The sequence below is a fragment of the Paenibacillus sp. FSL E2-0177 genome (assembly GCF_037992975.1).
Classification (GTDB): Bacteria; Bacillota; Bacilli; order Paenibacillales; family Paenibacillaceae; genus Paenibacillus_AQ; species Paenibacillus_AQ odorifer.
Genome location: NZ_CP150307.1, coordinates 422,071 through 449,023 on the forward strand (window position 1 = coordinate 422,071; position 26,953 = coordinate 449,023).

22 protein-coding genes and 1 riboswitch are annotated in these 26,953 nt (G+C 47.7%); of the genes, 12 read left to right on the forward strand and 10 right to left on the reverse strand.

What is annotated here, in order from left to right; all coding sequences use genetic code 11:
• Nucleotides 1–20: 20 nt before the first annotated feature.
• The 11 genes from iolD to MHI25_RS01910 all read left to right on the forward strand — a co-directional run bounded on the left by iolD (nt 21) and on the right by MHI25_RS01910 (nt 14,621).
• Complete coding sequence (gene iolD / locus MHI25_RS01860; protein ID WP_076278928.1) at nt 21–1,985, forward strand: 3D-(3,5/4)-trihydroxycyclohexane-1,2-dione acylhydrolase (decyclizing); 1,965 nt, start codon at nt 21–23, stop codon at nt 1,983–1,985.
• A gap of 39 nt (nt 1,986–2,024) precedes the next feature.
• Nucleotides 2,025–2,921: a myo-inosose-2 dehydratase gene (iolE, locus tag MHI25_RS01865; RefSeq protein WP_076278927.1), complete on the forward strand. Its 897-nt coding sequence runs from the start codon at nt 2,025–2,027 to the stop codon at nt 2,919–2,921.
• 281 nt (nt 2,922–3,202) lie between these two features.
• Nucleotides 3,203–5,452, forward strand: coding sequence for a helix-turn-helix domain-containing protein (locus tag MHI25_RS01870; RefSeq protein ID WP_076278926.1), 2,250 nt, complete (start codon nt 3,203–3,205; stop codon nt 5,450–5,452).
• A 377-nt stretch (nt 5,453–5,829) separates the two neighbouring features.
• Entirely contained in the window at nt 5,830–7,440 is a 1,611-nt protein-coding gene (locus MHI25_RS01875; RefSeq protein ID WP_076124659.1) for an extracellular solute-binding protein, read from the forward strand.
• Nucleotides 7,441–7,514: 74 nt separating this feature from the next.
• On the forward strand, nt 7,515–8,417 hold the full coding sequence (locus MHI25_RS01880) for an ABC transporter permease subunit (protein WP_038568353.1): 903 nt from the start codon (nt 7,515–7,517) through the stop codon (nt 8,415–8,417).
• A gap of 25 nt (nt 8,418–8,442) precedes the next feature.
• Nucleotides 8,443–9,315: a carbohydrate ABC transporter permease gene (locus MHI25_RS01885; protein ID WP_038568356.1), complete on the forward strand. Its 873-nt coding sequence runs from the start codon at nt 8,443–8,445 to the stop codon at nt 9,313–9,315.
• Nucleotides 9,316–9,349: 34 nt separating this feature from the next.
• Nucleotides 9,350–10,300 (forward strand): TIM barrel protein, encoded by a 951-nt coding sequence (locus MHI25_RS01890; protein ID WP_076124657.1) that lies wholly within the window; start codon nt 9,350–9,352, stop codon nt 10,298–10,300.
• Nucleotides 10,300–10,986, forward strand: a complete 687-nt coding sequence (locus MHI25_RS01895) for a hypothetical protein (RefSeq protein WP_076278925.1) — start codon at nt 10,300–10,302, stop codon at nt 10,984–10,986. The genes MHI25_RS01890 and MHI25_RS01895 overlap by 1 nt, the downstream gene beginning before the upstream one ends.
• A gap of 28 nt (nt 10,987–11,014) precedes the next feature.
• Nucleotides 11,015–12,763 carry a hypothetical protein gene (locus MHI25_RS01900; protein WP_076192700.1) on the forward strand — a complete coding sequence of 583 codons (1,749 nt, stop codon included), beginning with the start codon at nt 11,015–11,017 and terminating at the stop codon, nt 12,761–12,763.
• A 326-nt stretch (nt 12,764–13,089) separates the two neighbouring features.
• The gene (locus MHI25_RS01905; protein WP_076278924.1) at nt 13,090–13,698 is read left to right on the forward strand and encodes an RNA polymerase sigma factor; all 609 of its coding nucleotides are present in this window, start codon (nt 13,090–13,092) and stop codon (nt 13,696–13,698) included.
• Nucleotides 13,659–14,621 carry a hypothetical protein gene (locus MHI25_RS01910; RefSeq protein WP_076278923.1) on the forward strand — a complete coding sequence of 321 codons (963 nt, stop codon included), beginning with the start codon at nt 13,659–13,661 and terminating at the stop codon, nt 14,619–14,621. Before MHI25_RS01905 ends, MHI25_RS01910 begins: the two co-directional genes overlap by 40 nt.
• Before the next feature lie 361 nt (nt 14,622–14,982).
• Here the strand turns inward: MHI25_RS01910 and odhB are convergent, their stop codons facing one another.
• A complete protein-coding gene (gene odhB / locus MHI25_RS01915; RefSeq protein ID WP_076124648.1) occupies nt 14,983–16,269 on the reverse strand; it encodes a 2-oxoglutarate dehydrogenase complex dihydrolipoyllysine-residue succinyltransferase in 1,287 nt (428 codons plus the stop codon).
• A 52-nt stretch (nt 16,270–16,321) separates the two neighbouring features.
• Nucleotides 16,322–19,189, reverse strand: coding sequence for a 2-oxoglutarate dehydrogenase E1 component (locus MHI25_RS01920; RefSeq protein WP_076185640.1), 2,868 nt, complete (start codon nt 19,187–19,189; stop codon nt 16,322–16,324).
• A gap of 470 nt (nt 19,190–19,659) precedes the next feature.
• A riboswitch (cyclic di-GMP riboswitch) is annotated at nt 19,660–19,744 on the forward strand.
• A 27-nt stretch (nt 19,745–19,771) separates the two neighbouring features.
• Here MHI25_RS01920 and MHI25_RS01925 point away from each other — a divergent pair.
• Nucleotides 19,772–19,927 carry an anti-repressor SinI family protein gene (locus MHI25_RS01925; RefSeq protein ID WP_232061118.1) on the forward strand — a complete coding sequence of 52 codons (156 nt, stop codon included), beginning with the start codon at nt 19,772–19,774 and terminating at the stop codon, nt 19,925–19,927.
• Nucleotides 19,928–20,034: 107 nt separating this feature from the next.
• Here MHI25_RS01925 and MHI25_RS01930 read toward each other — a convergent pair whose 3' ends face one another.
• The 8 genes from MHI25_RS01930 to MHI25_RS01965 all read right to left on the reverse strand — a co-directional run bounded on the left by MHI25_RS01930 (nt 20,035) and on the right by MHI25_RS01965 (nt 26,812).
• Nucleotides 20,035–20,364 carry a helix-turn-helix domain-containing protein gene (locus MHI25_RS01930; protein ID WP_036682795.1) on the reverse strand — a complete coding sequence of 110 codons (330 nt, stop codon included), beginning with the start codon at nt 20,362–20,364 and terminating at the stop codon, nt 20,035–20,037.
• Between the two features lie 173 nt (nt 20,365–20,537).
• Entirely contained in the window at nt 20,538–21,146 is a 609-nt protein-coding gene (locus MHI25_RS01935; RefSeq protein WP_036682781.1) for a TasA family protein, read from the reverse strand.
• A gap of 90 nt (nt 21,147–21,236) precedes the next feature.
• Complete coding sequence (locus MHI25_RS01940; RefSeq protein ID WP_076124645.1) at nt 21,237–21,827, reverse strand: signal peptidase I; 591 nt, start codon at nt 21,825–21,827, stop codon at nt 21,237–21,239.
• Nucleotide 21,828: 1 nt separating this feature from the next.
• On the reverse strand, nt 21,829–23,004 hold the full coding sequence (locus tag MHI25_RS01945; protein WP_076310044.1) for a hypothetical protein: 1,176 nt from the start codon (nt 23,002–23,004) through the stop codon (nt 21,829–21,831).
• Between the two features lie 379 nt (nt 23,005–23,383).
• Nucleotides 23,384–24,361, reverse strand: a complete 978-nt coding sequence (locus tag MHI25_RS01950) for an aldo/keto reductase (RefSeq protein WP_076124641.1) — start codon at nt 24,359–24,361, stop codon at nt 23,384–23,386.
• Between the two features lie 52 nt (nt 24,362–24,413).
• On the reverse strand, nt 24,414–24,629 hold the full coding sequence (locus tag MHI25_RS01955) for a hypothetical protein (RefSeq protein WP_076124640.1): 216 nt from the start codon (nt 24,627–24,629) through the stop codon (nt 24,414–24,416).
• A 90-nt stretch (nt 24,630–24,719) separates the two neighbouring features.
• Nucleotides 24,720–25,286: a PadR family transcriptional regulator gene (locus MHI25_RS01960; RefSeq protein WP_076124638.1), complete on the reverse strand. Its 567-nt coding sequence runs from the start codon at nt 25,284–25,286 to the stop codon at nt 24,720–24,722.
• A 5-nt stretch (nt 25,287–25,291) separates the two neighbouring features.
• The gene (locus MHI25_RS01965; protein ID WP_036682771.1) at nt 25,292–26,812 is read right to left on the reverse strand and encodes an MDR family MFS transporter; all 1,521 of its coding nucleotides are present in this window, start codon (nt 26,810–26,812) and stop codon (nt 25,292–25,294) included.
• Nucleotides 26,813–26,953: the final 141 nt, after the last annotated feature.

The window sequence follows — 26,953 nt, forward strand, 5'->3', positions numbered from 1 at the left end:
CGGCGAAAGGGAGGTTTCACGTGGATACGATTAGATTAACGACGGCGCAGGCGCTGGTGAAATTTCTGGACCAGCAATATGTGGACTTTGGCAATGGACCGGAGCGTTTTGTACACGGTATATTCACCGTTTTCGGCCATGGCAATGTACTTGGACTGGGGCAGGCACTTCAGGAAGCGCCGGGTGAGATGACGGTCTATCAGGGGAGGAATGAGCAAGGAATGGTGCATGCGGCGACTGCCTTTGCCAAGCAGAGCCGCAGACGGCGAATCATGGCCTGCACCGCTTCGGTAGGACCGGGTTCAGCTAATATGCTGACAGCCGCTGCCACTGCGACGGCGAATCAGATTCCCGTGCTGCTGCTCCCCGGCGATACCTTTGCCACCCGTCAACCGGATCCGGTACTTCAGCAAATGGAGCACACCTACAATCTGTCGATAACGGTCAACGATGCCTTCAAAGCGGTGAGCAAATATTGGGACCGGATTTATCGGCCAGAGCAGCTGATGACGGCATTGCTGAACGCGATGCGTGTGCTGACTGATCAGGCAGATACCGGGGCAGTTACGATTGCGCTGCCGCAGGATGTGCAAGGGGAGGCCTGGGACTACCCACTTGAGTTCTTCCGCAAGCGCATCCACCGGATCGTTTCCTGTACTCCGCATCCGGATGAGCTTGCTGCGGCAGCTGATCTTATTGCCAGTAAACAGCGACCTCTGCTGGTCTGTGGGGGGGGAGTCCGGTATGCGGATGCAGGAATGGAATTACGTGCGTTTGCGGAGAAATTCGCCATCCCATTCGGTGAGACGCAAGCTGGAAAAAGCGCCGTGGCAAGCGACTGTGCCTACAATCTCGGTGGCATAGGAGTTACCGGGAATGGCTGTGCTAATACGTTGGCCGCAGAAGCGGATCTGGTGATCGGTGTGGGTACCCGGTTTACGGACTTCACGACAGGTTCGAAGAGTTTGTTCGCCCATCCCGAGGTGGAGTTCCTGACAATTAACGCTTCCCTTTACCATGCCTCCAAGCTGGATGCGCTGGCTGTGGTCTGTGATGCTGCCGAAGGTCTTAGGGCGCTGTCTGCTACGTTGGAGAAGCGCGGTTACCGCACCGCTTATACAGATGAAATTGTAGTGGCAAAAAAGGCATGGGAAGTGGAAAGAAAGCGTCTATCTGACGTGGAGTATACGGTGAATCAGGAGGCAGATCGTCCAGATCGTTCTTCAGTTTCCTTCGTGCCGGAAGTTGCCGGACATCTTGACGAGAAGCTATCTGAATATGCGACGAAGTTGAACACTTCGCTGGCGCAAACACAGGTACTCGGGATCCTCAATGAATATCTTCCGAAAGACGCCATTGTGATAGGAGCCGCAGGCAGCTTACCGGGCGACATGCAGCGGATGTGGAATTCCACTGTGCCGGATACTTACCATATGGAATATGGCTTTTCGTGTATGGGGTATGAAATCTCCGGTGCACTCGGTGTGAAATTGGCGGAGCCGGACCGGGAGGTATATGCATTGGTGGGCGATGGCAGCTATCAAATGCTGCATTCGGAACTAGTGACGAGCCTTCAGGAGAACAAGAAGATCAACGTCATTCTGTTGGATAACATGGGGTTCGGCTGTATCAACAACCTGCAGATGGAGCAAGGACTGGATAGCATGGCGACTGAATTCCGCTACCGGGGCCCGGAAGGTCAGCTGAGCGGCGAACTGATAAGCATAGATTATGCAGCAAGTGCCGCGGGATATGGTGTGAAGACCTTCCGTGCGTCAACGGCTGAGCAGCTGCGTGACGCTTTGAGGGAGGCTCTGCTGCAGGATCGTTCCACCCTAATTGACATTAAGGTGCTGCCCAAGACAATGACACATGGTTACGGAGCCTGGTGGAATGTTGGTGTTCCAGAAGTGTCCGGCAGTGAAGCCGTTCGGGCTGCCTACGAGCAGAAGCTTGAACAGCTTGGAAAGGCCCGCAGTTATTAGTATTAGTAATACTGTGAAACGGAAGGGGTAGAATCGAGGATGTTCAAAGAACATGCGGTCAAGCTGGCGATTGCTCCTATCGCTTGGACTAATGATGATATGCCTGAACTGGGAAAAGACAATACCTTTGAACAGTGCATTAGCGAAATGGCGCTTGCCGGGTTTCAGGGAAGCGAGGTGGGCAACAAGTATCCACGCTCTCCGGAACGGCTGCGCCGGGCACTTGAGCTTCGTGGACTTGAGATTGCCAGCGCTTGGTTCAGCGCGTATCTGACTATGCGGCCATATGAGGAGACAGTGGAGGCTTTTTGCGCGCATCGTGATTTTTTATATGAGATGGGTGCGAAGGTGATTGTCGTCTCAGAGCAAGGACGGAGTATTCAGGGACAAATGGATACGCCGCTGTTTGCTAATAAACCTGTATTCACAGAAGCTGAGTGGGCCGCACTTGCCGATGGACTGGGTGGGCTTGGCCGGCTGGCTGCTGAAAAAGGTATGGCGCTTGTATACCATCATCATATGGGGACAGGGGTGCAGACTGGGGCCGAAATTGCTAAGCTAATGGAGCTCACGGAACCGGAAGAGGTGTCTCTGCTGTTCGATACCGGTCATCTAGCTTTTGCCGGTGAGAATCCCTTAGAGGTGTTGCGCATCCACTTACCTCGGATTAAACATGTCCATTTAAAGGATATACGTCCGGAGGTTGTTCAGCGTGTGCTGCGGGATCAGCTCAGTTTTCTCCAGGCTGTAAAAGCGGGCGCATTCACCGTACCTGGCGATGGATGTATATCCTTTGCGGATATTTTCAGCGAATTGGCAAGTTACTCTTATACGGGATGGTTTGTAGTGGAAGCGGAGCAGGATCCGGCACTTGCCGATCCGCTGGAATATGCGATCAAGGCGCGCCGTTATATCAGAGATCTGAGTGGTTTATAGGCCGAGGAGGGCTACCACTTGGTGCTTGGCGGCTGCTCGGACAGATTTATATGCGGGGGTTCACGGCTATGGCTGTGCGCACCTCGCCTTTTTAGTGAGCAGGTGTAAAATACGAATGGCTTCGTTGGTCGGGCTCATGTTGTATGTGTTATAATGGCAGCAAATTAGGCGGAAGAGTTTCCATTTCCATGATGGTGCAGCCAAATATCTATGAACTACTCGTGCATTAACGGCTGAACCGTGGCCGGGTATCCTAACGGTTGTACAGAGGGGGTTATCTATTGTTCCGTTCCTGGTATCGCCGATTGCTGCTGTCCTATTTTCCTATTTTTTTGCTTACTGTGACGATACTGATTTTTGCCTCTTTTGTATTTATTAATGATATTTCACGAATGGAAACCAAAAAAGCGGACCGTATCACCGCCAGCTATCTTATGGATAATGTGGACCGAACGATCAAGGAAGCTGAACTGTCAGTGCTGGAGGCTGCTGAACGCAGCGATGCTTATAAACGTTATTTTAACAATCAAGGCCAGATTGATATGGCGACCGTCTACGCTGTTGCCCAGAATCTACGCAACTTGACGCGTGAATCGCCCTATATTCAGTCCATCTATCTTTATGACAAGAGAAATGAAAGCGTTTTAACAGAAACTGGATTAAAGGACCTTTCAGGATTTGTAGACGAGGATTGGATTGGCCGCATCACCTCCGGCTCTTTATCGGAAGGCTGGCAGCCTGTTAGGGAATACAAAGATGAATTTCAGCGTACGTCTATACGTGTGCTTACCATAAATAAAGGTATGCCGCTGCCCTTCGGCTCGGAGGGAGTGCTCGTAATTAATCTCAAAATGAGCGGAATGGAACAGATCGTTGACGGTATGGTCAATGAACAGTTGTCCTTTCTGACCATATTTGGCGCAGATGGACAGGTGGTCTATCAGGCGCATTCGGACAGTGAAGGTGCCAAGAATGGGAAGCAGTTGAACACTTTATATATGGAAAGGCTTGGCTGGACGTTTACCAGCGGGATCAAAACGGGCAGTCTATTCAGCTGGGTGTCAGTGATTTCTTACCTTTGGGTAGCTATTGCCTTAGGTACGGTTGTGTGCGCGATTTTTTACCTGATCTATGTTACGCGGCGGAACTATAAGCCAATTCAGGTGATTATGAACCGGATTGAAGGTCATCAAATTCGCAAGCTGGACCAATCCAGCGACAGACCGGACGAAATGATGCTCATTGACGGAGTGCTGGAAGATCTAATCAACCATATGACGGATTATGATAAGAAAAGCAGAGAGAATTTGCTGTTACAGCGCAGCAAGCTTTTCAACGATCTCTTGCAAAGCGAGCGGTTGGACAATGTCGTTCAGCGGATGGAAGAGCTGTCGCCGCTCTCCGGAGCTCATTCCACAACCCGCTTTATGGTTGTGCTAAGCGAAATCAACCGCTACGACAAGGTTTTTCAAGATCGGTATACAAGGGGAGATCAGAACACGCTTAAATTTGCCCTGATGAATGTCTTTCAAGAATTGGCGCGGAGTGCGGAATTGCAAGCTTGGGCGGAGTGGATAGGGACTGACCGGGCGGCAATTCTCTTCCTGACCACAGGAAGTGATGAAGAGATGGCAGAGAAAATCCGTGTGTTCGCTGAGGACTGCCGCACCTGGGTGGAGCAGAACTTGCGCCTCTCCTTAAGTTTCGCTATCGGGCCATTGGCGGCTGGTCCAGGGGAGATCCGGGATTCCTATGCGGCAGCGGAGAATGTGATGCAGCACAAGCTTTTAATGCACGAAGACATCGCTTTAACGGAATTTGGAGAAACGCGCCAGCCGCTTCTTGAGACATTCAAGTATCTACAAATGATTGCCGAGTTTGTTAAGCAGTTCCGGATGTCGAGCGGCCAATGGCGGGAACTGCTGGAAGGTGTTTTTGATGGTTTTAAACAGGATTATTTACAAGATGATGATATCCGCTCTCTAATTCAGGCCATGCTACAGATGCTGAGCCGGGAAGTGGCTGTCATGTCTGAGCAGCTGCAGGATGAGCTGTCAGCAGAAAATGCGGAGAAGCAGCTGAAGCGGCTGGAAGAGGCAGAATCCATAGATGAAATGAAGGGGATTTTGTTTGAGTATTTGACTGATTTATTCCGCACTTATGTTTCTGTCAGTGAAACTAAAAGCTACCGGGCGATGGTAACCGAGATGAAGAATTATATTGAAGAGAATTTTACAAATCCCGATCTTTCCCTAAAGCATTTGAGCGACCGGTTTCAGGTATCCGGCAAATATGCCAGCTATCTATTTAAAACAGAATTTAAAATGAAATTTGTTGATTTTCTTACAGAGCTACGCATGAAGGAAGCCGAAAAGCTTTTAGTGGAAACGGAATGTTCGCTGCAGGATATCGCACTTCAGGTGGGGTATGCGAATGCAATTACATTCGGCAGGGTATTCAAACGAGTATTAGGAATCACGCCGGGTGACTACCGTTCTTTAAAGCGCGGGCGCGGGACCTCCAGACTATAGGCTGCCGACTTTATTAATCCAATAGCACGTGAACAATAGTTTTTATAACCGCATCTGTGCACGCCAACCTCTATGATGAGGGCGCGAACACCGATGCGGTCTTTATTTTCACACTTTTGAAAGCGGTTTATTCTACGAAAATGGTTGTATGGATAAACCGGAAGTCCGATTTTGCTGGGATATGAGCATCCGAAAGAGGTTTATTGTCAGACTGCCGGAATTCATGAAATACTGTGGGCATCCAGAACAACAAGCGACCCAGTAGCACGGCAGTAAAAAGCATCACGTGATATGGATTCCGCTGGGGATGGATAGAGTTAAGGCTAGGGGATCATAAATACACCATTAAAGCCTGCAAGGGCGAAGGGGATGGAAAAATGACAGTGAACGTACATCAAGGAGTTCTGAAGAAAGCAATCGGGATCGGATTAACCGCAATAATGGGCGTTTCTCTGCTAGCAGGCTGTTCCAATGATTCTAAAAACAACACAGCATCCGAGGGTGCCCCAGCCGGCGAAAGTGCCAAGCGCGTTACATTAAAGGTGGAAGTGTTTGACCGCGGCAACAGCCCAGCCCCTCATACCATTACCAATAACTACTTAACTAAACTAGTGCAGGAAAAGTTCGGAGATCCGAATAACATTGATGTAGAATTTGTACCTATCCAGCGTTCTGAGGAAGTTACCAAGCTGAATGTTTTGATGGCGAGCAATACGGATGTGCCCGATATCGTATTTACGTATGATTCCAGTGTGTTTTATCGGTATGCCCAGCAAGGTGGCTTGACTGATGTCGGAGAAATTCTCGATGAATATGGCCCGAATCTGAAAAAGTTTATTGGCGAGGATACGCTGGCGTTCGGCCAGCTTGAAGGTCAGCAGTATGCGATCCCTGGTAAACGGGCGATCACAGGCCGTTATAGCTCCTACATCCGTCAGGATTGGTTAGATAAATTAGGACTGCCTGTGCCAACGACGACCGATGAGCTGTACACTACTTTGAAAGCGTTTAAAGAAAAGGATCCGGGCAATCTCGGCAGCAAAAACATCCCGATGGGCATGGCACTGGCACCAGCCCAATTCGAGACGTTGATTTTCTCTTTCATGAAGCCGATCAGCGGCGATCTGACCTACAGCCAACGTTATGAGCTGCCGCTGCATGAGGGCTTTAAGGATGCCCTGCAATTTCTTAATAAGCTCTACAATGAAGGGATGATCAGTAAGGACTTCAGTCTGGACGAGGATAAAACACAGTTGGCCAAGGATATCCAGAACGGCAATGTAGGCTACTGGTCGGAGGATGTGGATGTCTTGTTCTATGCCGATGGTACCCTGGATAATCTCTACAAAAATGTAGAGGGAAGCAAGGTGCTGCCGGTAGACGTCTTAACCAACGCCAACGTTGATAACAAGCACATTAAATCCCGGTATGCCTCCAACGGCATGTACATCATGATTCCGAAGAGTAGTAAACGCGCCGTGGAAGCCGTTAAGTATCTCGATTGGATGGCTTCGGATAATAATCTGATTGATATCCAAAATGGCGTTGAAGGTGAAAACTACGACCTGGTAGACGGTATTCCAGTGGCCAAAACAGATGTTTCCCAGGAGTTCGCCGATCGTCTATTTAATGCTGGCGACATGGCCATTATCTCCAACGGCAAAAACATCGGTGATCAGGCCACTAATGAAAAAGCATGGGCGCTGGGCTTTCCGGAACGTAACCGGGAGATGCTGACTCAATCTATCGCTATCGCCAACGCTGACACGGTGGGGCCGCTCGTCTTCGGCAAGCCGATAGAAGCGGAATCGCAATATGGCACAACGCTCAAAGATAAGCTCAACGTAATTATTGTAAAGACGGCAATGGCCAAACCAGAGCAGTTTGAAGCGGTTTACGAGCAGGAAATGAAAGATTACATGACTTTGGGCGGAACCAAGCTGAAAGAGGAACTGGAGAAGTCGTTTAAGGAACTTTCGGCTCAATAAACAAATATATAGTGAAAACCGGGGGGAGATGGTGCTGCGCTCCACCCGGTTTTTCTCCTTAGGAGGAAAACGACTTGAGCAAAGCGACATACTTTAGACGGTATTGGCAATTGTACGCGCTGCTTTCGCTGCCTATTATTTATTTCCTGATCTTCCGCTATGGTCCGATGTATGGTGTGCAGATTGCTTTTAAGGATTTCAATTTGTTTCAGGGGATTGGAGGCAGCGAATGGATTGGCTTTGATGCGTTCCGCGAGGTTTTTGGAATGAGAGAGTTCTACACCACCTTGCGCAATACCTTTATGCTGAATTTTCTGGATTTACTTGTCTCTTTTCCGGCTCCGATTATCCTGGCGATTATGCTGTTCGAAATTCGTTCGGTGTGGTTCAAGAAAATATCGCAGACGATTTTGTATATCCCCCACTTTATTTCCTGGGTGATCATCGGGGGGATCGTATATCAATTGTTCGGCAACCAGTCCGGTATGGTGAACGGTGTGCTGGAGAGCTTAGGCCTTACTCCCATCCCGTTTCTGACTGAAAAAAATCCGTGGCTGATCACTTATTTATTCACAGGCGTCTGGCAAAGTGCCGGTTGGGGGACTATCCTTTATCTGGCGGCGTTAACCGGTGTCAACCGAGAGCTGTTTGAAGCTGCTGAAGTGGATGGAGCGACAAGGCTGAAGAAAATCCGCTACATTACGCTTCCTAGCATAAAACCAACCATCGTGACGCTGCTTATCCTCAATCTGGGAAAGATGGTCAGCATCGGCTTTGACCGCCCTTACATTATCGGTAACACTGCTGTGCGTGAGTATTCTGATGTGCTCAGTACCTTTGTGTACCGGGTGGGTCTAGAATCCGGACAATATACGTTGGCTACTGTAGTCGGATTGTTCCAGGCCGTGGTGGGACTGGTGTTTATTTTTGGCTCCAACTATATTTCGAAAAAAGTGACCGGAGACGGTATTTTATGATAAAGAAAGAAGGAGGCGGAGTGCTATGAGTGAACGTACCTCAAACCGGATATTCGATATCGTCAATATAACGTTTGTTGCCTTGTTCGTTTTGTTCTGCTTGGCTCCGTTTTTGCATGTGATTGCCGTGTCGCTTAGTTCCAACCGGGCAATTACTTCTGGAGAAGTAACGATTTTCCCCATTGAATTGAACTGGAATGCATACATTAATGTTTTTTCCAATAATGCGATGATCCGCTCTCTTGTCTTTACGGTTATTCTGACGTTTGCCACAACGGTGCTGTGTATGCTTTTCACTGTCGCAGCAGCTTATCCGCTGACCAAAAGAAAATTGAAGGGCCGTAAATTTTTTATGTATCTGATCGTTATCACTATGTTTTTCAGCGGCGGTATTATTCCTGAATATTTGTTGATCCGTGATTTGCATTTGATTAATTCGGTCTGGTCGCTTATCCTGCCAGGTCTGGTCAGCCCCTTTAACCTGATTATCCTGATCTCCTTTTTCAATAACATCCCTGCCAGCCTGGAGGAATCGGCCGAAATCGATGGCAGTTCCCATCTTCGTACCCTGATGAGTATTATATTGCCGCTATCCATGCCGGTTATGGCCACATTGGCGCTTTTCTACGCAGTGGGAAGGTGGAACGGCTTTCAGGATTCTTTGATGTATATCAATAATCCGGATTTGTATCCGCTCCAGCTCAAGCTGTTCCAGATGGTGCAGAACAACATGGTATCCGAACTGACACAAATGGAAGGTGCCAACCGGACCCCACTGACACCAGAGAGCCTAAAAGCGGCCACCGTTATCTTTGCAACAGTACCGATCCTTGCCGTATATCCATGGCTGCAGAAATATTTTGTCAGCGGTGTAATGCTTGGTGCCGTAAAAGGTTGAACCGTAAGCTGTAACAAGGGAGGAGAACATAATTATGGAGGACAAAGGCATATTTTCGTTCTCAACTTGCTGGAACATTAAGCGTCATTCCATCGGCAGTGAAATGCTGCGGGAAATCCGCGATCTGGGCTTTCAGCGAGTGGAGCTGAACTATAATGTGACTAAGGAAATGCTGGAAACGATCGAGCCGATGCTTGAGCGGGGGGAGATGGGGATCTCCAGTGTCCACAACACCTTCCCGCATGTGCAGGACTCCGATTATGGCACAGATTCCGTGCTGCTAGGTTTTGAGGATGAGGAGAAGCGGCAGCGGGCGATTGAGCTGCTGATTGGCTCGGCTAAGTACGCTCAGCGTTACGGAGGAGAGGCTGTTGTTGTGCATCCCGGTGAGGTACCCTTTCCAAATGATATCAGCAAAGAGCTGGAGCAGATTTATAACGGAGAGGGTAGAGATTCTAACGCTTATCGCAGCAAATGGGCGGAACTGATGGAGCGGCGGGAAGCCTATAGCGCCGGCTATGTGCAGAAAATTATTGAAAGCCTAGATGAAGTATGTAACCGGGCAGTTTCTGAGGGGCTAAACGTACGCTTTGGTATCGAAACACGTTCCAAACCGCAGCAGATTCCGACGCTTGCGGAAGCCAAAACGATTATTAAGGCGCTAAAAGGAGCGCCTGTGGGCATATGGTATGACACCGGGCATGCCATTATGATGGACCGTTTGGGTTTGTACGACAGTGTGGGGGAAATGGAAGGTCTGATGGATGATATTGTAGGTGTTCACATTCATGAGACCATCGGTCTGTCTGATCACTGGTGCCCTTATGTAAACAGCGGGAATATGGAATTCTATGATGCTTATCTGCCGATGATTGAACGGGCGCGGGTCAAGGTGTATGAGCTGAAGGCAGCTTGCCAGCCGGAAGAAATTGCTGAAAGTCATCGGCTGCTTATGGCCAAGTTGGCGCGTAGAGGGCAGGTCTGATGTTGAACGATGAAGACCGTAGGTTAGCTATGAAGTATGCTCCGCGCTTATTATTCGATCAGAACGAGCCATTTTTTCCGGTACGTCTCGGTATAACGGTGTTGCGGCAGGAGGGGGAGTCTCCTTCCTTCCGGCGCCGTCTAGCTGTGAACCATCCGGATGTGTTGACCGTTGTAGAATACGCGATTTATTACGATTATGATATTCAGCATTTATATGATCTGGAGCATGTGTGGGTTTATATCGGTAGAGACGGGGAAGTGGTGGATGCCGAAGCGAGCTTTCACGGGAAATTCCTTAAAGCGCTGCTGCGCGGGGGCAGCAATCTAAGCGGGACACGGGTAGATCTATATGTCCAACCCGGCAAGCATGCTCTTGCCCCGTTCCCTGAAGTCTTTGAGCTGTTACCGGGATTCGCATCCAGTACACAGGATAGAACAGGTGCGGAGGGTCTGATTTATGGCGACTTTTTTCACGGCATTCTGGCGTCCGATGGAGAAACTGACCGTCTTGTCCACCGTTATCTGCAAACCTGCGGGTTCACGCCTTCCCTGTCCTATTCGTGCTGGGAATATGCGGACCGGGAGGAATTGTTCGTTTCTTGGAATCAACTGTTCACGGAAATTCCTGACCGTATCCGACAAGAGCTGGCGCGGCTTCAGCTCCTGTTACCACCCAGACATTGAGCAGATTGTTAACATGGAGGGAATTATAATGTATAAGCAACTGGTAGCCAGTAATGATAGAGCGGCAGTGGAGGGATTATCCCGGCAGGTGCTTGATCCGACGAGCCGCTATTATGGAGGGACAATAGATCCGGGTACTGGCGTTGCCTGGGTTAATCATACGACCGGCACACCAACCGATATGTGTTATTGGGGAGCGGCTCTGGTTAACCCGGATTCCGCATTCTACCGTGATGAGCTGCTGCTGGCCCGCCTGCTGCTGGCGACGGAGTTCGTGCTGCGTGCACAACATGAGGATGGCTCGATCTCTCCGGGCTGGACGAACTATCATTCTCCCCCGGATACAGCCTTTGTCATCGTCGGCTATGCTCAGCTATACCAACTGTTGGCGTCGCAGGATTGGGCGCCACTGCAACAGGTGCTTGATAATATGCTCTTGTTTCTTAAGCGAACTATTCCCGTCATGCTTACAGGGGGCTGTCACACGCCGAACCACCGTTGGGTATTGTGTGCAGCACTGGGATTTCTGCATGAACTGTTCGGACTGGAGGAGGCTGTCCAACGGGCGGAACAGTGGTTGGCGGAAGGGATGGATATTACACCTGATGGAGAATGGACGGAGCGCAGCAACGGTATTTATAGTGCGGTCAGCGACATCATGCTGATTCATGCCGCTCGTCTGCTGGATCGGCCGCAGTTGCTGGAGCCAGTTCGTCTGAATTTACACATGATGGTCTATTTGGTGCATCCTAAGGGCGAAGTTGTGACCGATTATTCTGGACGCCAGGATCTGGGGAGCTTTCACGACCTGTCTCCATATTATTTACCGTACGCTATTCTGGCCCGTTCCGATAAGGAGCCATTGTTTGCGGGGATGGCCGAATGGGCAGGCAGAGCACTGGAAAATCCGGGGGTCTGCTCTGTCAACGTACTTGTACGTATGCTGCTGGAGCCGGAGCTTCAGCAACCTTTTGAAGATTCGGCAGCTCTGCCTGTAAAATATGAGAAAATACTGAACGGCGATTTTCCGCGACACGGCTATCTGCAGGATATGGAGAAGTCCGGCCATCAAGGGCGAATTTACCACAGCCGGCTGCATACTGATTTCGGAGCACCGGTTGCGCGCTACAGGGACGGGAACACTAGCGTGACCTTAATCACGGAGACGCCGTCTTTTTTTGCACTCCGTCACGGTGCCGTCAGGCTGCTTGCAGTGCAACTGGCTTCTTACTTTAATCCGGGATATGTCCCGATGCAGAAAATGATCAAACTACCTGACGGATACCACCTGTCAGGAGAACAAAAGAAGGGTTATTACGGTCCTGTAGAAGGTGAACTGCTTCCGCAAACATCTGGGGAGCCGGTAAGCCCTTGGTATCTGCTACCGCATCAGAGCCGCGCACTTACGCATGAACAGACATTCCGTGTGGAGACGGAGGTTCAACGCACGGACAGAGGGTGGACCCTGCGATTGCATGCTGAGGAACCTACAGAGGTTATGACTCAGCTGTCTTTTATTTTTGGACGGGAAGGATGTTTCACATCGGGTGAATTGCAGGCTGTCGGAGAGGACCATTATCTCTGGAACGGCGGTAACCTCCGCTATAGTTGTGAAGAGGACTGGATTGAACTGTCAGGGGGCGAGCTTGGACATCTGGCGGCTACGGTGCGTGAGGCGAAGCTGCAGGATAACTGCAAGGCGGTGTTGGTCAATTTTATGACTCCGTTCGATAAGACGATTACGATCACTCTATCTCCTTCCATGATAAGAGAGTAACCTTTGCAACAATTTACAATTTAGCAGACGTTGACGTTACACCTCAGTCTTAGAATAATAAGCCTTATTAAAAAACCTTCCATTAGAAGCAAACCTGGAGTTATCAGGTCTAATGGGAGGTTTTGTTATGCATCTGCTAAGCATAGACTCACCAGATTTTAACCGTGCATAATGGTATAAGTAAGAAATCCGGGGACACCAGCCGTCAGTGATTCAAACATTCTCCGAAGCCGTGACTGTCAGCTTTTATAAAATTTCCTTTAGTTTGGTTTACATAGGCACTTTTTTCGGTGGTCAAGTGTTATAGAGATATAAGGGTTAAGGAGGTGCTTACATCGCCACAGGATTCGCTAGACTCGACAGAGTTGGAAGAGCTAATCGTTAGGATTCAAAAGGGAGATTCCGAGCAGTATGCTTTAATTGTCAGGTCATTCCAAAAGCCGATCTATCGATATTGCTATCGTTTGTTAGAAAACAAGCAGGATGCGGAGGACGCGGTTCAGGATATTTTGGTAAAGGGTTATCAATCTATCCGGCAATACAAATCGCAAATGCATTTCTCGGCATGGCTCTATCGTATCGCATATCATCATTGCTTAAATCTGCTGCGCAGGCGTCGTCTGCATAAGCAAGTCATGCGTATTTTTCGTCCGGAAGTACTGTCTGCAAGTCCTGAACAGGAGCTGGATGCTCGGTTGTATAGTCCTTCATTGTCTGCGGCTTTAGCGGGATTGTCGCTTGAGGAGAGAAACATGCTTATTCTGCGGGTGTTTGAGGAACAAACTTATGCTGAGATAAGTGAGATTCTAGGGGTCAGTCCCAATGCGCTAACTAAAAGAATGAATCGGATCAAGCTAAAGGTTCAGGAAGCTATGAAGTCAGAGGAGGAGATCATATGGAAAGAAACAAAATCAGCAATGAATACCAAGATATAATTTATGCCTCGGCGGGCAATGAACTTTTGGATGAGGTAGATGTAGAAGAGAAGGTCATGGGGCGTATTACTGGCATAACAGGTCGAAAGCGATCGTTCTCGCTGAGGGTGATGAATAAAACAACAGCAGTGGCCAGTATGTTAACGCTGTTTCTGCTGATTTCTGTGACTGCGTATGCTGCGTCTGAATATATCCAAATCCGCAATAGTGAAGGAGTAGTGAAGGTCCAACATGTTGCGCCGACTGAATCTGCAGAAAGGGCTTCTTATGATAAATATGCGCAGCAAGCAGAAGAGTTCGCTAAACCGGGTGAATTGATCGCTTATCTTGTGAAAAATAAAGCAGGTGCAGCAGGCTTGGCGACAGAATTGCAGTTTAAGTATAAAGAGCAGCGGATAGATGCGTATTCTGATTTTTTAAAAGAAATCAAAAGAACAGGGGCGCCAATGCTTCCCGAAACGGCAGCGGGGTACGCTTTTAAATATGGTGTAATCCATCCTAATTCTCCGACTACGGATACAGCTAAGCTAGGTACTTTGTATAAGGAAACATTAAATGATCTTACCGCTCAGGCAAATAAGGACAAGGGGACCCGCAATTTGTTTATGAAGGCTATACCGTGGTCCGAGCCAGGGGGGCTAAGTGTAACATATTCGAAGAACAATGCTTTTATAGGGATCTCAGCAACGCTCATGCATGGCGGCAAGGTTTTCGTGGAACAAACGCCTGAGAATCAAGCTAATAAGCTCACAGTTGCAGGGACAGAAGTTATCTATAACAAGGTAGTAAGGGAAGAGGTCAGCTATGATTATCTAAATTGGTATAACGAGAAGCAGGATGCGTATTATACACTCACCAGCTATGGAGATAAGATTTTGACCAAGGAGCAATTTTTACAGCTGGCTGAGGAGCTATTGAAGTAGAGTTTTGAAGTTTGAAGTTTGAAGTTTGAAGTTAGTAGTTAGTAGGTGCATGCGCTAAGTTAGTTGTATTATGTGCAATTAAAGTTCACCAATAGCTGTATATAGGCCCTTTAGTTGTACTTGATGCAGCTATTACTGGTTAGATTAGTGGAAATAGACGTTTTTACGGATTTTAGTTGTAGAGAATGCAATTAGAGAAGAGGCTATGAGCGGATCAGAAATAAATAAGTGTATAAAATACAGTTAAATCGTATGCAGGGAAGGCAGCAATTGGATTCAGATATAAAAGAAGGTATCCCCAAAGCGAGAGCTGTAGGGATACCTTCTTAATATTCTTATATCTTCGAAAATTCGAAGAGCGTTAGCCTTCTAGCAGTAGTGCTTCCGGATCTTCCAGCAATTCCTTCACTTTGACCAGGAAGCTTACCGCTTCAGAGCCGTCAACGATCCGGTGATCATAGGAAAGGGCGATGTACATCATTGGACGGTTTACGGTTCTTTCTTCGTCCAGCGCGATTGGACGCAGTTGGATCTTATGCATCCCTAGAATACCCACCTGTGGTGTATTCAGAATCGGTGTGGATAACAAGGAGCCGAATACGCCACCGTTGGTGATGGTGAATGTTCCGCCTTGCAGCTCGGAGAGGCTGAGCGTATTGGCACGTGCTTTGGAAGCGAGCTCGCCAATCTGGCGCTCGATTTCCGGGAAGCTGAGCCGATCCGCATCACGGACTACGGGAACTACAAGTCCTTCTTTCGCTGCAACAGCAATACCGATGTCGTAGAATTTCTTAACGACCAGATCTTCACCGTCGATTTCGGCGTTCAGCAGTGGATAGGTTTTAAGCGCACCGATCACGGCTTTGGTGAAGAAGGACATGAAGCCTAGTCCAACTTCATGTTTCTCTTTAAATGCATCCTTGCGACGCTTGCGGATGTCGAGGATCGCTGTCATGTCCACCTCGTTGAAGGTGGTAAGCATGGCCGCGGTCTGCTGCGCTTCGACCAAGCGGCTGGCAATCGTGAGCCGTCTGCGTGACATGCGCTTGCGCTCCACGTTTTTGCCCTCGTCCGGCGTGGCTTTGCCCGCTGCCGGCTTCGCTGGCTCCGGCTTGCCTTGCGGCGCCGGAGCCACCGGTGCAGCGGCCTGCGGCGCTGCTGCACCATGACCGGACACATCGGCCTGACCAATCCGGCCGATAGGATCACGGGCGCTAACCTCGCCGAGGTCGATGCCGCGCTCCCGTGCCAGCTTGCGTGCGCCCGGCGATGCCAATGCAGCATGGCTGTCGCCACCTGCTGCAGGCACTTCGGGCGCAGCTACAGGCGCGGCGGCTGCTACTGCGTTGCCGCCTGCCGGAGCCGCTTTAGGCGCTTCGGCTTCGCTTGCAGCGGCCCGCGGCGTACTGCCGCTTGCGGCTCCAATGATGCCGATGGCTTCGCCAACGGCTACGTTCTCGCCCGCTTGACGCAGGATGGTGGAGATGACACCCTCCACCTCTGCACTAATTTCCAGATTGACTTTATCCGTTTCCAGCTCAGCGAGCACATCGCCTTGACCTACCGTGTCGCCTTCTTTAACCAGCCATTTGTAGATGGTTCCTTCGGATATGGATTCTCCCAGATCGGGTACTAAGATTTCTGACACAGGCCGTTTCCTCCCCAAACATAATGGTTTACGCTATTGTGATACCGTCCTCTTAAGAGGACGGTACAGCCGCTTGTACGTTCGAATTTGATTTTAGGGCTTCTGTTACAATTCTACGTTGTTCGAAGCTATGCACATCTGCATAACCACTGGCCGGGCTGGAACGTTCCGGACGGCCGATATATCTTACGCCGGCATTTTTCGGTGCGATGGCGCGTAACCGAGGCTCACTATAGCTCCAGCCGCCCATATTTTTCGGCTCTTCTTGCACCCAGACAATTTCCTGAAGGGAGCTGAAGGAGTTTAAATGTTCGCTTAGCTCCTGTTCCGGGAACGGATAAAGCTGCTCTAGGCGAAGAACATGCAGCCATGACCAATCCTTATCCGGTGCTGCTTCCAGTTCTGTTTGGATGTCGATAGCGACTTTACCGCTGCAAACTACGAGCCGTTTAACTTCACTTGGTTTCTGGCCAAGCAAAGATTCAGCTAATACAGGCTTGAATTGTCCTGAAGCCAGCTCGGTTCCGGCAGAAGTGCTGCGCGTATTCCGAATGAGACTTTTCGGCGTCATAATGACTAGCGGTCTAGCATCTTCCTGCCCGCATAACGCTGCTTGGCGCCGCAGCAGATGGAAATATTGCGAAGCGGTAGTCAGGTTAGCGACCGTCCAGTTCTCCTCAGCGGATAGCTGCAAGAACCGTTCCAGCCTACCGCTGGAGTGCTCAGGTCCCTGTCCTTCGTAGCCATGCGGCAGCATGATGACGAGATTGCTGCGCTGTGTCCATTTGGCGCGTCCAGCGGCAATGAACTGGTCAAAAATAACCTGACCCGCATTGGCGAAATCACCATACTGTGCTTCCCAGATTACGAAGGTTTCCGGTGCAAACACATTATAACCATATTCAAAGCCTAATACTGATGCCTCTGACAATGGACTGTTGTATACGCCAAAGGAGGCACGGGAATCGCTTAGCTGATGTAGCGGAGAGAATAAATCTCCTGTTTTACTGTCGTGCAGCACCAGATGGCGATGTGCGAAGGTTCCGCGCTGGGCATCTTGACCGCTCAGTCGGATGGGCGTTCCATTTTTCAGAATGGTAGCGAAGGCTAATGTTTCAGCCAGTGCCCAGTCGACCTTTTCACCCTCATTCAGTGCATCTTTACGACGTTGTAAAATGCGCTCCAGCTTCGGGTAAACCTGGAATCCAGCAGGAACCGTCAACAGTTCACGATTGATCTCCTGCAGGCTGGAGATGGATACCGCTGTAGTGTTTGCCGCTGCGCGGTCCGTTTGTAGAGGAATGAAGGCTTTGGGTTCTTTTTTCTTATGATTGCCTTCCTTCATAGTATCGTACGCACGCTGCAATACGCTTTCTGCTTCAGCATTCATCTTTTGTACGTCTTCGGCGGTAAGAACCTTTTCGTTTTTCAGTCTCTCTGCATAAACCTTGTAGACGGTTGGATGATTGCGAACCTTGCCGTAGACAATAGGTTGTGTGGTTTCAGGATCATCCATTTCGTTGTGACCATGACGGCGGTAGCCGATGAGATCAATTACGAAATCTTTTTTGAATTGATGGCGGTATGCGCTAGCTAAACGTACAGCTGCTACGCAGGCCTCTGGGTCATCAGCGTTGACATGGACTATTGGGATTTCATACCCTTTGGCGATGTCACTCGCATAATGCGTAGAACGGGAATCTTCACTTTCAGTCGTAAAACCAATTCGGTTATTAACAATGATATGGATCGTCCCACCATTTTGATAACCTTGAAGTTTGCCGATATTAAGCGTTTCTGCAACAATTCCTTCACCTGGAAAAGCAGCATCGCCATGCATCAGCACCGCCATAGCTTTACTGGTATCAATCTTCGGCAGTCCTGCAGTGCTCCGATCTTCTTGTGCGGCACGAGTGAAACCTTCCACGACAGGATTGACGAATTCCAAGTGACTTGGGTTATTCGCTAGTGTTATTCTTGTGCGTACGGTTTCTCCTTCACGGACAGCACGGTCTGCACCGAGATGGTATTTCACATCACCTGTCCAACCATAGTTAATGCCTGTGGAGCCTTCGGAAGGGAAAAGCTCCTTGTTCGGAGAATGATGAAACTCTGAAAATATGATATCATAAGGTTTGCCCAAAATATGTGCAAGAACGTTGAGGCGGCCGCGATGCGCCATGCCCATCAAAATATGCTCCGCACCGTCATGTGCAGCAGCACGTACGATTTCATCTAACATCGGCACAAGAGCATCATTGCCTTCAAGACTGAAACGCTTCTGACCTACAAAAGTCTTGTGGAGGAAGGTTTCAAATTGCTCTACCTGAATCAGGCGGTTCAGGAGCTCTTTGCGTTCTGTATTATTTAGGGGTGCTGGTGAGCTGGTGGATTCTGCCTGTCTATTTAGCCATTGCAGTTCTTTTTCTTCATGCACATGCCCGAATTCATAGGCGATAGTCTTGGTGTATGCCTGACGCATACGTTGCACGGCATCCCATCCGGTATGCACATCATTCGGCGCATTTTCCCATATAAGCGTGGCAGGCAGTGCGATCAGGTCTTCGCGGGTCAGCCCATAGGTTTCAAGCTCAAGATATTTTGCCATGGGATTCTGATCGCGTACCAGCGGATCAATTTCAGCGGCCATATGGCCATATATACGAATATTGGCGATTAGCTTGGAAGCTCTTACTGCTTTTCTAAGCCATTCGGTGTCTCCCGAGATGCGCGGCTGAGGAGCCGGTTCGCTATCCGGAGTTAGGGGAGGAGGTCCCGAATTTGTAAAAAGCTCGCGATAATTATTTTCTACGGTGGAGGGATCTTTCACAAACTGTTCATATCTTTCTTGAATGTAGCCTAAATTGGGTCCGTAATACTTACTCCAAATGGATTCGTTATAGGGCTCTTTGGCTGCCATGAATACATCCTCCTTAACGGATGAACTCCATACGTGACATTTTGTGTCAACGCTTACTGGAGCTGTGATGATTGCGGTTTCATTTCTCATCTTATTGTGCTACTTTCGGCCACTGTAATCAATTCATTCTTTCGTCCAATACGTTCGCAAAATGGTATGGGTTAGCTTGTTCTAATGAAAAGAAGGGTGTTTCTTCTCATTACCCATTCTAAAGGCCTATTAAAATGATTCTATTATCCTTATTTTTAACTATTAGGTCAGTAAATATTTATTTTGCTAGTACAATTTATTTTATGTAACGGACGAGTATCGTGATAATCGGACAAGATCTTTGAAAAAAAATCTTTTATTTTTCGTTTTTAAAATAGAAAGTAACCAGGAATCGACACACTTTTCCGCTTTCTTTTTGTATAATGTTATTGCAGATAGTAATTTTATAGTTTTTTAAGTAGATCCTTTCGTGAAAAGGGTCCAGTAAAAGGTAAACTTGCCGAAAGGCAGGGGCACAAAGTCGCGGGTCTAAGGTAGAGATACTATGACAGCCGGATTGCCTGGGGACGTAAAATCTTAGGGGGAGATTTTTTGGAAAAGTCCAACCAGGGTAGCAACAGAGAACAGCAGTTTATTGATCTGGATCAAGAGTGGGTACATTTATTATTAGCAGCTAAGAAGGCTGGCATTAAGGCAGATGAAATCCGCCAGTTCTTTCATGAGAAAACTGTGCAGATCGTGCAGTAATACATTAGAGGGGTTACATATCGAAAAAGGGCACAGCGGTTCTTCGCTGTGTCCTTTTTCGATATGATTTAGTAGAAGAGAGGATCGTACCAGATTAGTAGGAAGTATTAATCCTTTTGATCGAGCTTCCATTTCTGATAGTCCAGAAATTCTTTGAATTCGCGTTTGCTAATGCCTGAGTCCATAGCTTCCTGCACCAATCGGAACCATTCCGAATCTAAATGTGATTCCTCTGCATCATTGGGTTCTCCATAGAGTAGGGCATGAATGGATACCTGAAGCGCGTCAGCGATTTTTTCGATAAACTGGATGGATGGATTGGATTGGATGTTTCTCTCCACGTTGCTAAGATACGACTTAGCCACATCTGCTCTGTCCGCAAGCTCAGATAGGGAGAAACCCTTGTCTAGGCGGAGCTGCTGGATACGTTGGCCCATATTCTGTGGCACTATGCTGACGCCCCTCCGTAATTTTTGTTATTAGTATAGCAAATATCAATAAATCGGACAAAGTTTATTGTAAAGAGAAGAGCAGCAATCTGCTTATCCGTGGCCGGATTCAGGATCTGCTGCTCTTCGAGTATTTTATTAAATTAATTACTTTATTGATCTTAGTAGTCTTTTTTCGCACCTTGTTTAGCTACGAAATCCCAAGTCAGTGTTAAGCTATCGCCTTGGAAAATATTTTGATCTTGGTTATTTTCCACAAATTCGAATTGGACGGAGAAGCTGTCGTTGGTACCGGCTTTAATACCGGATGCTTCGGTAAAGAGTTGATCCCAACCTGTATTTTTTACGAGATCCGGATGCTGACTTTTTAAAGCAGCAAGTGTAGTCTCATAAACTACATTTTCAGGAGAGACGATAGGTACTCCTTTATCATTATTTCTAAGGAATTTAACTTTAATGAACTCGGCTAAATCCAGGTAGTTATCTCCTTTAGCATCCGTGATTTGAGTCGATGTATTCAGAATAATAGATCCGATATCGAGCGAACCATCGTTTTTCAATTTGAAGGATTTAGTTACCGTATCACCTGGTTTCAGGTTAGGAATATTAACGATGACAGAAGGGTCGGAGTTCAGATCGAGCGTGCCCGCTGCGAATGTAGCTGTGCTTTGCGCAGTGTCGCTAAAGTATGCGAAGGTTCCTCCGCCGATTAATGATAAACCCAGTGCTGCAGATGCTACGCCAAGACCCAATGTTTTCTTGATACCCATAATAAAATTCCTCCTCAAATTTGTGTTTGAATTTTTTATAAAATTTATATATTGTATCTTCCGGTTCGTAAGCGGAAGTGGACAATCAACTTAGGGCTGTGTTTCTGTTGGGGGCGGTGAGGCTGGCAGTAGGGCAGCATTTTTCTTTTCTAATGCAGCTACAGCCTTCCAAGAGGTATACAGAGCATAGAGCAGAAGCATCAAGCCAGGCACGATCATGAGGACTACACTTCCAGCTTTGGAAACCGCGAAATTCATAGCGTAACCGACATAGGGTACAGTGACCCCGGTATACTGAGCTACAACATTCACAGAACTGGTAGGGTTCATGTCGGGCGCGTCGTTGTTGTCGCCTTTAGTGCGATAAACAGCTTCACCAGTAGCGTTATTGACGGTCGCTTCTACAATCCGGTGAGTAATGAGCAGATTATCTTCATTCCTAAAGGTGATGACATCGCCTGGTTTGAAACGATTCATATCCCCTCCGGGTTTTAATGCGACAATTGAGCCTGTCTGAATTCCTGGTTCCATCGATCCTGAGAGTACGGTTTTGATCTCATATCCGAAGAAAGCAGGTTCACCGCCGGAGGCCTTGGATAACACTACGGCTGCCACCAGCAGAATAAAGATCACAAGCATTAAGCTCGATAGGGTATTATTGATAATTTTTTTAATTCGCATCTTATTCTCCACCTTTCTCAGGTTGAGGGTCCGAAGGAGCTTGGGTTGCTACCGGCGGGGTAGTCGTATTGTCTTCCGCCTTTGGCGTCTCTTGTGGAGCCTCTTGCTGAGGGACATCTTTTGGAATTGTGAGCTCTTCGCCAATTTCCGGCTTAACCGGGTCGGTGGCTGGGGCTTCAGGTTGTTCTTTATTTGGGGCTTCCGGAGCAGTTTCGCCTGATGTTGGAGGGGTTGCCTCAGCTTTCGCTTTATCCTCGGCTTCTTGTTGCTTTTTCTCCTCAGCCAAACGTTCTTCTTCTTTTTTCGCTTCTTCTTCTTTCTTTGCTTGCTCTTCTTCTAGCCGAGCTTTTTCAAGCTCTTCTAGTTTTTGCTCGCGAGTCTGACTGATCAATTGGAGTTTATCTTGAAGGGTAGTGATACCTGAGGTTGCCGATTCTTTATGGTTAGTCAATTCGGTATTTAGAGCTTCATAAGATGAGGTGAGGTCGCTAGAGATCACGCCGTCTGGTTGAGTGAAGGTAATCAGGAATGGCAGTGGCTGTGGGAACTCTCCTTCGCGTAATTCAAGTTGTCCATAAACATCACTGGTAACTACCGAAGCGAATGGAAGACCAACATCGTGTATGGAGGTTAGGTAACTAATAACTCCATTTAAGGAAGCATTCAAGGATTCCGAGATCACACCGCTTTGATTCAGGCTGCTTTGTAAATCTCTGAAAAATTGCTCGTCCTTGATTTCTAGACAGTTGGAATCTAGAGAAGTCATATATCCTCCTATCTGGAAGAGTAAGGCTGCTGCTGCACTTAGCTCATTGTGGATTTGATTCCAAATTTGGCTGTTAGCCGCCAGTTGCTCGTTAACGCTATCTATTTGGGATTGAAGCGCCGCTATTTGCGAAGAAATCTCTTCTGCAGCGACATCAAGCTCTTCCAGCGACATCCCTTCTATTCCCGAAACGTCCGAGTAGTTAGCTGATGAGGAAAAGGGCTGTAGTGATTCTTTTAAAGTGAGCGCTCGATTAACATGCTCTTTGAACTCTGTAAGCAGTGCCTTGATCGAATTCGGAAATACTTCGCAAAAGCTAATCGTGCTAGTGGTTTGCGTAGCGGCTCCAAAGCCTCCATAGGTACCACCAACTTGCTGCGAGGTATATAGAAATAAGACGGAGACAGCCATTCCTGATTGCAGTATACGTAATCCGATTTTCCTGTTTCTTCTAGGTCTTCTCCTTGCTGATCTGGGTCTCAGAGGAATACCTCCCCTCAATGTCTGTTTCTTTGGTTCGTTATTATCGTTCTTTATTAAGAACAACTTCTGTAATGAATCATACATGGAATAAATCAAAAAGAAAACTGCCAATAACGCGCATTTGTACTCTATAAAGAACAAAAATGATAATTTATCTCTTAATAACTCCATTTATCGCTCGATTACTAAATATATTCGCAATAAAGAACGATAAGTTAGGGTGATTCGCAAAAAAATACCCGGCTCGCAGTAGTAACGCGAGCCGGGCATAAGCGGAGTAATGAAGTTGAGAATATAAATGTATATGTTACGGAAGTTTTGAACCGCGTGAACTAACATACAGGTCATACCATTCCTTACGGCTAAGCTCCAGCTTGTCCGCATCGGCACAGGCAGTAATACGCTTCGGATTCACAGTTCCAATAACAGGCTGAATGGCAGCTGGATGTGTCATTAGCCAAGCCAGTACAATGGCTTCGGGTGTTGTTCCTTTTTCATCTGCGAGCTGTTGGACCATAGCTGCTGTTTGGACGATATTCTCCGGTTGATCCTCTAATGAACGCCCGCTAAATAGACCTTGGGCGAGTGGCCCCCAGGCTTGAAGCTGAATGTTCTCCATTCGACAATGTTCAAGGGTTCCCTCAGGGAAGATAATATCCTTCCAGGGTTCACGATTTACACTGATTCCAGCATCCACCCAACTGATCTTAGCCAAGCTCATATGCAGCTGGTTTACGATAAAAGGTTCATCGCAATAAGTCTGCAGCAGCTTGATCTGAGCGGCGCTCATATTGGAAACCCCGAAATGACGAACCTTACCAGCGGCCTTCAGTTGATGTAATGCGGAGGCTACTTCTTCGGGATCCATTAAGGGATCAGGTCTATGCAGTAGAAGAATATCAATGTATTCGGTCCCAAGTCGTGACAATATTCCATCTACACTGTTCAGAATATGTTGGCCAGAGAAATCAAACGTATTAGTGCTGTCTCCAGGCTCCATTAGCTTAATTCCACATTTAGATTGAATTATGATTTCTTCACGTAGTCTTGGACGATCCTTAAAAATCTGACCGAATACCTTCTCCGCCTTCCCACGAGTATAGATATCTGCATGATCAAACATGTTGATGCCGATGGAAAGGGCGGCATCAACCGCTTCATGTCCCTGTTTAACATTCTCCGCAGTAATCGGCTCATGGTCCCAGTCACCGCCTAGCCCCATGCAGCCTAAAGCAATGCGGCTTGCGGGAATCCCGCGCTTGTTTAAAGGTAACGCTTTCAACAATGTGATTCCTCCTTGGAAATTATGATTGCGTACTTGTAGATATTGTACACTCTCAGAAGCCCGTATGGTATTTTTTGTCGCTGGAAGAGCGGTGTTTGGTCTCCTCTTTGTTCTTTTCCTCTTGCTTTTCCAGCGTTAAATCTTCCATCGGAATCGGGTCTACATTCTGCTCACTTTCATGAAGATCAAATAGACTTTCTTTCTCTGTTGGATATTGTTCCGGGTGATCCCGTTTGCCACTATTCAGCTGATGTTTTTCTCGGGTCATTTTTACCGCCTCGCCTTCCTTTGAGATTTAATGGATATTGTGCTCGTTAATAAACGTATTTTGACTCCCTTAAACAGAAAAAAGAGGCCATTAGGCCTCTAAATTCAACGGTGTCCCTACGTCTTTTAGCTTGCGTGCTACAACATCATCGTATAGGCGCTGCAGCCATTTCAGCTCAGTCAGGGTGTGCTCATATGTACCGTACATTAGATGCAGGGCAGAACGAGGCACGATGGAGATATGCTCCTCGTATACCTGATAAGCCAGATTAACCTGATGTTCTGTTTCCCGGAGGCGTTCCTCGAGCAGCTTCTCAACCTTGCTCTGATCGATATGACGGGACATAGCCAGGGCCATATACATCGGATGATAGAAGGGTTCGTTTTTCTTAATTTGTTGCAGGATAAGCTGTTCGAATAAAGCTTTACCTTGCTCCGTTATGGCATAGATTGTTTTGTCCGGCCGATCACTGCTGCGGATGATCTCTAAAGCTTCTATATAACCATCTTGTGCAAGCTTATCCACAGCATAATAGAGTGATCCCATCTGCAGCTTGGTGATCCGGTCCATGGAACGTTCCTTCATCACTAATGTGATTTCATAGGGATGCATGTTCCGCTCCAGCAGTAAACCTAAAATGGCTAATTTCATGGACATAATGGTTACCTTTTGCCCTCAGACGCCTGAACAGCTTTAGCAGGAATGGTAAGACGGTCTTTTGGCATGAGCAGTACAAAGACTAGACCGAGCACTGCAGGAATCAAGGCCCACATAAAGGTTTGGGCAATAGAGGTGGATAACGCACTTGATATTTTTTCTAATATTTCAGCAGGGATCTTCGCTCTTGCTTCAGGTGTTAACGCAGCGCGTGGATCTCCGAAAGCTGCTGACTGTTCACTACCGCCAAAAGCATCGCTTAGACTGTTAGTAAAGCTATTCCGCTGAATAATCCCGAAGATCGTAATTCCCAGCGTCATTCCAAGGGAGCGCATGAAGGTACTGGTCGATGTTGCCGATCCCCGTTGGCGCATATCGAAATTATGGATAGCTGCCATACTCAGCACGGAGAAGGAAAAGCCTACGCCGAACCCAGTCAGAGCCATAAATACATTAAGCATGAGGCGGGAGGTATCTGGTGATAAAGTGCTTAGGCTGTAGACCCCTGCGACAAAGCAGACTGCGGATAGGATCATAATGTTGCGGAAGCTGGTTTTTGTTGTAAGCAGCCCCCCGGTCTGACTGCCAACGACCGTACCGATCATCATCGGCATAAGGATCAGCCCTGAGTTCGTAGCTGAGCCGCCAAATACACCCTGCACAAAGATAGGAATGTAAATAGTAGCTACGATAAAAGCAGAGCCATAAAATAGGCTGGTCACGCTGCTTGTTGCAAACAACCGTTTGCGGAACATAGCGAACGAGATCACAGGTTCAGCAGCTACTCTCTCAATAAGGATAAACGCCAGCAAGAGAACAGCAAAACCTACGAATAAGCCAAGGATGGCACTGGAATCCCAAGCATATTGATTACCACCAAGTTCCAGAGCGAACATTAGGCAGATAATCGCGCCAACCAGAGTGAAGGCTCCGCCCCAGTCAATGCGCTGTTTAGCGTGGGAGATCGACTCCTTATAAGAAGTTGCAATCAGGAACAGTGCAATAATTCCTAGCGGCAGGTTAATGTAGAATACCCACTGCCAACCAACATAGTCGGTAATATAGGCACCGAGTAAAGGTCCAAGTACACTGGAGATTCCGAAGACGGCTCCAAAGAGACCGGTCAATTTCCCTCTTTTTTCAGGCGGGTAAATGTCGAAAACGATGGTGAAGGCGATTGGCATTAGTGCACCGCCGCCGATCCCTTGAATGGCACGGTAAATACTGAGCTGTGTGATACTGGTGGCAGTACCGCACAGAGCCGAGCCAATCAGGAATACAATCAATCCGAAAATGAAGAAACGTTTACGTCCATACATATCAGAGAGCTTGCCGAAGATAGGGGTTCCGGCCATTACCATTACCATGTAAGCCGAGGTGACCCATACGATTTTATCCAGACCGCCAAGATCTGAGACTATCGTTCCCATAGCTGAAGCTACAATGGTATTGTCCATTGCGGACATAAGAATACCAAGCAGCAGGCCAACCACTACGAGTTTAAGATTACTTTCTTTAGTATGCATGCTTCGCAGCTCCTTTTTCTTAATAGTGATAGTGATAGTTCTGTTCGAAAAATGTTCATAATTAGAAGCAAAATTTATTATATTCAAATTTGAATAGGGAGGCAATAGTTTTTTTGAAAAAATAGAGATGTATAGCCAACC

Excerpts from the sequence above, each read along its gene's own strand:
- iolE (WP_076278927.1), top strand. The coding sequence starts at position 2,025 with ATGTTCAAAGAACATGCGGTCAAGCTGGCGATTGCTCCTATCGCTTGG.
- MHI25_RS01875 (WP_076124659.1), top strand. The coding sequence starts at position 5,830 with ATGACAGTGAACGTACATCAAGGAGTTCTGAAGAAAGCAATCGGGATC.
- MHI25_RS01885 (WP_038568356.1), top strand. The coding sequence starts at position 8,443 with ATGAGTGAACGTACCTCAAACCGGATATTCGATATCGTCAATATAACG.
- MHI25_RS01890 (WP_076124657.1), top strand. The coding sequence starts at position 9,350 with ATGGAGGACAAAGGCATATTTTCGTTCTCAACTTGCTGGAACATTAAG.
- MHI25_RS01895 (WP_076278925.1), top strand. The coding sequence starts at position 10,300 with ATGTTGAACGATGAAGACCGTAGGTTAGCTATGAAGTATGCTCCGCGC.
- MHI25_RS01900 (WP_076192700.1), top strand. The coding sequence starts at position 11,015 with ATGTATAAGCAACTGGTAGCCAGTAATGATAGAGCGGCAGTGGAGGGA.
- MHI25_RS01910 (WP_076278923.1), top strand. The coding sequence starts at position 13,659 with ATGGAAAGAAACAAAATCAGCAATGAATACCAAGATATAATTTATGCC.
- MHI25_RS01920 (WP_076185640.1), bottom strand. The coding sequence starts at position 19,189 with ATGGCAGCCAAAGAGCCCTATAACGAATCCATTTGGAGTAAGTATTAC.
- MHI25_RS01930 (WP_036682795.1), bottom strand. The coding sequence starts at position 20,364 with ATGGGCCAACGTATCCAGCAGCTCCGCCTAGACAAGGGTTTCTCCCTA.
- MHI25_RS01935 (WP_036682781.1), bottom strand. The coding sequence starts at position 21,146 with ATGGGTATCAAGAAAACATTGGGTCTTGGCGTAGCATCTGCAGCACTG.
- MHI25_RS01940 (WP_076124645.1), bottom strand. The coding sequence starts at position 21,827 with ATGCGAATTAAAAAAATTATCAATAATACCCTATCGAGCTTAATGCTT.
- MHI25_RS01945 (WP_076310044.1), bottom strand. The coding sequence starts at position 23,004 with ATGGCTGTCTCCGTCTTATTTCTATATACCTCGCAGCAAGTTGGTGGT.
- MHI25_RS01955 (WP_076124640.1), bottom strand. The coding sequence starts at position 24,629 with ATGACCCGAGAAAAACATCAGCTGAATAGTGGCAAACGGGATCACCCG.
- MHI25_RS01960 (WP_076124638.1), bottom strand. The coding sequence starts at position 25,286 with ATGTCCATGAAATTAGCCATTTTAGGTTTACTGCTGGAGCGGAACATG.
- MHI25_RS01965 (WP_036682771.1), bottom strand. The coding sequence starts at position 26,812 with ATGCATACTAAAGAAAGTAATCTTAAACTCGTAGTGGTTGGCCTGCTG.